Origin of the sequence: Streptomyces sp. RP5T, from assembly GCF_003933965.1 — a bacterium.
Taxonomy (GTDB): domain Bacteria; phylum Actinomycetota; class Actinomycetes; order Streptomycetales; family Streptomycetaceae; genus Streptomyces.
In genome coordinates, this window is sequence record NZ_RSAJ01000659.1 from 1 (window position 1) to 4,301 (window position 4,301).

A 4,301-nucleotide genomic window follows, 5' to 3' on the forward strand; every position below is an offset into this window, starting at 1 on the left:
ACTTGGGCTTTCGCCCGGTGCGGCGAAGGGGGTCCCCCCGTCCGAGCCCTGCGCAGCAGGTTCGAGGATGGGGGCGCGTGCATGGCGTCGCGAGGCAGGCGGGACTTTCGCAACACGCCCTAGCCGACCGTGGGGGGTGGTTGCGGAGCGTGGGCGGTTGCGAGCCGGTGAGGCTTCTCGCGCCCACGCGGCGGAGCCGCACATCGATACAGCCCCGCGCCCCTGAAAAACCTCCACTCGCCCGAGTGACAGGGGGCCTCGCATCTCGTTGCCCCGACCTCGTAAGGTCTTCACCGTGCTGGAAGAGATGCGGATACGGTCGCTCGGAGTCATCGATGACGCCGTCGTCGAGTTGTCGCCCGGGTTCACCGCTGTCACCGGTGAGACGGGTGCGGGCAAGACCATGGTGGTCACCAGCCTGGGGCTGTTGCTCGGTGGACGGGCTGACGCGGCGCTCGTGCGGATCGGGGCCGAGAAGGCCGTCGTGGAGGGGCGGATCACGGTGTCCGCCGGCGACTCCGTCGTCGTACGGGCCGAGGAGGCCGGGGCCGAGCTCGACGACGGGGCGCTGTTGATCAGCCGTACCGTTTCGGCCGAAGGGCGGTCCCGGGCGCACCTGGGCGGGCGGTCGGTGCCCGTGGGCGTGCTCGCCGAGCTCGCCGACGAACTGGTCGCCGTCCATGGGCAGACCGATCAGCAGGGGCTGCTCAAGCTGAACCGGCAGCGGCAGGCGCTGGACCGGTACGCGGGTGACGCCGTGGCCGTGCCGCTCGCCAAGTACACCGAGGCGTACCGGCGGCTGCGGGCGGTCTCCGTCGAGTTGGACGAGATCGTCACCCGCGCGCGTGAGCGGGCCCAGGAAGCCGACATGCTGCGGTTCGGGCTCGACGAGATCGCGGGCGTGGAGCCGCGGGCCGGTGAGGACGTCGAGCTGGCGGAGGAGGCGGAGCGGCTCGGCCACGCCGAGGCGCTGTCGTCCGCGGCCACCGCCGCCCACGCCGCCCTCGCCGGGAACCCCGAGGATCCCGAGGGCATCGACGCCGCGACGCTCGTGGCGGGCGCCCAGCGGGCCCTGGAGGCCGTACGGTCGCACGACCCGGCCCTGGCCGCGCTCACCGACCGGATCGGGGAGATCGGGATCCTGCTCGGCGACGTGGCCGGCGAGCTCGCGGGGTACGCCGACGACCTGGACGCCGACCCGCTGCGGCTGTCGGCCGTCGAGGAGCGGCGGGCCGCGCTCACCGCGCTGACCCGCAAGTACGGCGAGGACGTGGCGGCCGTGCTCGCGTGGGCCGAACAGAGTGCCGCGCGCCTCACCGAACTGGACGGCGACGATGAGCGGATCGACGAGCTGACCGCCGAGCGGGACGCGCTCAGGTCCGAACTGGGCGGGCTGGCGCAGGCCCTGTCGGACGCGCGAACCGAGGCCGCGGAGAGGTTTGCGGCGGCGGTGACGGCAGAGCTGGCCTCACTCGCGATGCCCCACGCGCGCGTGTCCTTCGACATCCGGCAGACCGAGGACCCGAACGGCGTGGAGGTCGGCGGGCGCGCGGTCGCGTACGGGCCGGCCGGTGTCGACGAGGTCGAGCTGCTGCTCGCCCCGCACCCGGGTGCGCCGCCGCGGCCCATCGCCAAGGGCGCGTCCGGCGGTGAGCTCTCGCGCGTGATGCTGGCCGTCGAGGTCGTCTTCGCGGGGACCGACCCCGTGCCGACGTACCTCTTCGACGAGGTCGACGCCGGTGTCGGCGGCAAGGCGGCGGTCGAGATCGGGCGGCGCCTCGCGCGGCTCGCGAAGACCGCGCAGGTCGTCGTGGTGACCCACCTGCCGCAGGTCGCGGCCTTCGCCGACCGGCAGCTGCTGGTCGAGAAGACGAACGACGGCTCCGTGACCCGGTCCGGTGTGAAGGTGCTGGAGGGCGAGGAGCGGGTCCGGGAGCTGTCCCGGATGCTCGCCGGCCAGGAGGACTCGGAGACGGCCCGGGCGCACGCGGAGGAGCTGCTGGCCACGGCTCGGGCGGACGCGTGAGGGGTGCGTCGCCGGCGCTGACCGCCGTCCTGACGCGCGCCGGTACGGCTCTCCTTCGCGCGAAGGCGCCGGGCGGGCGGAAGCGGTGGGAGCGGACGAACTACGCCGGGCGGACGGTCGAGTTGTACGCCGGGCCCGCGAGTGCGCTGGCCGCTTCGGTCGGGGCTTGGCGGGTCCGGCCCGCTGCCGGGGTGGTGGTCGTCGTCGCCGGGCTCTGCGGGGCGTACGACGACCTCGCCGGGGATCATCGGCGGGGTTTCCGGGCACACCTGGGTGCGCTGCGGGACGGTGAAGTCACCAGCGGGGCCGTCAAGTTGTTCGGGATCTCGGCGGCGGGTCTGGTCGCGGGGGCGCTGATGAAGGAGCGGGCCCTCGACAAGGTGCTCGCGAGTGTGGTGATCGCCGGGACCGCGCACTTCGTCAACCTGGTCGACGTACGGCCCGGCCGGGCGGCCGGTGCGGTGCTGGCCCTCGGTGTGCCGGGGATGGTGCGGTCGTCGGAGCTGGCCGGCGTGGCCGTGGGCGCGGCGGCGGCTGTGTTGCCGGACGACCTCTCTGAGCGCGTGATGATCGGGGATGTGGGGGCGCATGCACTGGGGGCGGCCTTGGGAGCGGCTGTCGTCGCAGGGAACGCAAGGGCGGGGCTTCTTGTGCATGCGGCCGCCGTTGTCGCTGCGGCTGTCCGCGGGGATCAGGTGAGTCGTGTGTCGGCCGCGGGCCGGTGGGGCTTCTCGCGCAGTTCCCCGCGCCCCTTCACATCCGACACCTTCAGGCCGGTGGAAGGGTCACGTCACTCTTGTGGGTGACGCCGAATCGCCGCACACGCCCTTCCCCCGTTCTCCGCATGCACGGAACACCCGTACGTCCTGGCATCCTTGGCAGAGAACCCATCACGCGTAGGAAGCGCGCGGTACACCCCTCCGCTCGACACCTTCTGTACGTTTCCTCGTGACCGTCCGACCCGAACCAGGAGCCCGGCCACGTGACCCCCGTGAGCAGCCACTCACCGCACGGCCAGTCGCCGCTGCGCACCGTGCAGGTGCTGGGCGGAGGCAACGCCGGCAGCAGCGCGCATGTGCGCTCCCTGACCTCGGGGCTTGTCGCGCGGGGCGTGCGGGTCACGGTGTGCGCCCCCGCCGAGGCGGATCGCGCCTACGACTTCTCCGGGGCCGGTGCCGAACACGTGCACGTGCCGCGCAGCAGCGATCCGACCTCCGTGGCGGTGCTCCGGGCGGCCTGCGCGGACGCCGATCTGGTGCACGCGCACGGGCTGCACGCCTCGTTCCGCGCGGTGCTGGCGCTCAGCGGGCGCCGGACCCCGCTCGTCGTCACCTGGCACGACCGGGCGTTCGCCGAGGGGGCGCGAGCCCATTTCGTGCGCCTTCTGGAACGCCGGGTCGTCAAGGCGGCTTCCGTGGTGCTCGGGTCCACCTCGGCACTCGTGGACCGCGCCCGCAGGACCGGTGCCCGGGACGCGCGCCTGGCCGCCGTCGCCCTGCCCGGCCCGCGCGCGGTGGTCGAGCAGGAGGACCCCGACCGGCTGCGGCCCAAGGTGCGGGCCGAACTCGGGGCCATCGGACGTCCGTTGCTGATGGCCGTCGGCGCCCTGGAGCGGCACAAGGGCTACGAGACTCTGCTCGACGCCACCCGCGCGTGGCGCTTTCTCGACCCCGTGCCGCTGGTTGTCGTCGCGGGGGAGGGGCCGCTGCGGCCGGTCCTGCAGAGCCGTATCGAGGCGGAGGGGCTGCCGGTTCGGCTGCTCGGGCGGCGCGACGACGTCTCCGACCTGCTCGCCGCCGCCGATCTCGCCCTCCTGCCCAGCCGTTGGGAAGCGCGCTCGGTGCTCGCCCAGGAGGCCTTCCACGCGCGCGTGCCGCTCGTCGCGACCGAGGTCGGCGGAATCCCCGAACTCGTCGGCGACGCGGCCGAACTCGTCCCGTACGGCGACCCGGCGGCGCTCGCCGGGGCCGTCGTACGGCTGCTCGGTGATCCCGAGCGCCGGGAGCTGCTGACGGAGCGCGCGCTGCGGCAGGCGGCGACCTGGCCGACCGAGGACGAGACGGTCGCTCAAGTGCTCAGCGTCTATGACGAGTTGACGCAGCCCCGGCCGCTGATCTGAGGGCCCGGACGCACTAGGTGTTCTGTCCTGGGAGGTTGTGGACGGGTGAGCCAGGTCTCGGTTGAGGGATCTTGAACGGGTGAGGGCCTTCCGGTTCGGTGTGGATTGCGACGTCTACACCGACCAGAAAGGCCCTCGTGGTCCACCGTAATGCAC

Annotated in this window: 3 protein-coding genes; all 3 read left to right on the forward strand. The window is 73.3% G+C overall.

Translation table 11 applies throughout. The features are described 5' to 3' along the window. Window positions 1-307: 307 nt before the first annotated feature. The 3 genes from recN to EHS43_RS38580 all read left to right on the forward strand — a co-directional run bounded on the left by recN (window position 308) and on the right by EHS43_RS38580 (window position 4,145). Entirely contained in the window at window positions 308-2,026 is a 1,719-nt protein-coding gene (gene recN / locus EHS43_RS38570) for a DNA repair protein RecN (protein WP_125195246.1), read from the forward strand. Continuing rightward, on the forward strand, window positions 2,023-2,832 hold the full coding sequence (locus EHS43_RS38575; RefSeq protein ID WP_260470912.1) for a hypothetical protein: 810 nt from the start codon (window positions 2,023-2,025) through the stop codon (window positions 2,830-2,832). Before recN ends, EHS43_RS38575 begins: the two co-directional genes overlap by 4 nt. A gap of 176 nt (window positions 2,833-3,008) precedes the next feature. Continuing rightward, window positions 3,009-4,145: a glycosyltransferase family 4 protein gene (locus EHS43_RS38580; RefSeq protein ID WP_125195245.1), complete on the forward strand. Its 1,137-nt coding sequence runs from the start codon at window positions 3,009-3,011 to the stop codon at window positions 4,143-4,145. Window positions 4,146-4,301: the final 156 nt, after the last annotated feature.

What these genes read in the sequence shown, in the direction of transcription:
- recN (WP_125195246.1), top strand. Translation starts at nt 308, where the DNA reads ATGCGGATACGGTCGCTCGGAGTCATCGATGACGCCGTCGTCGAGTTG.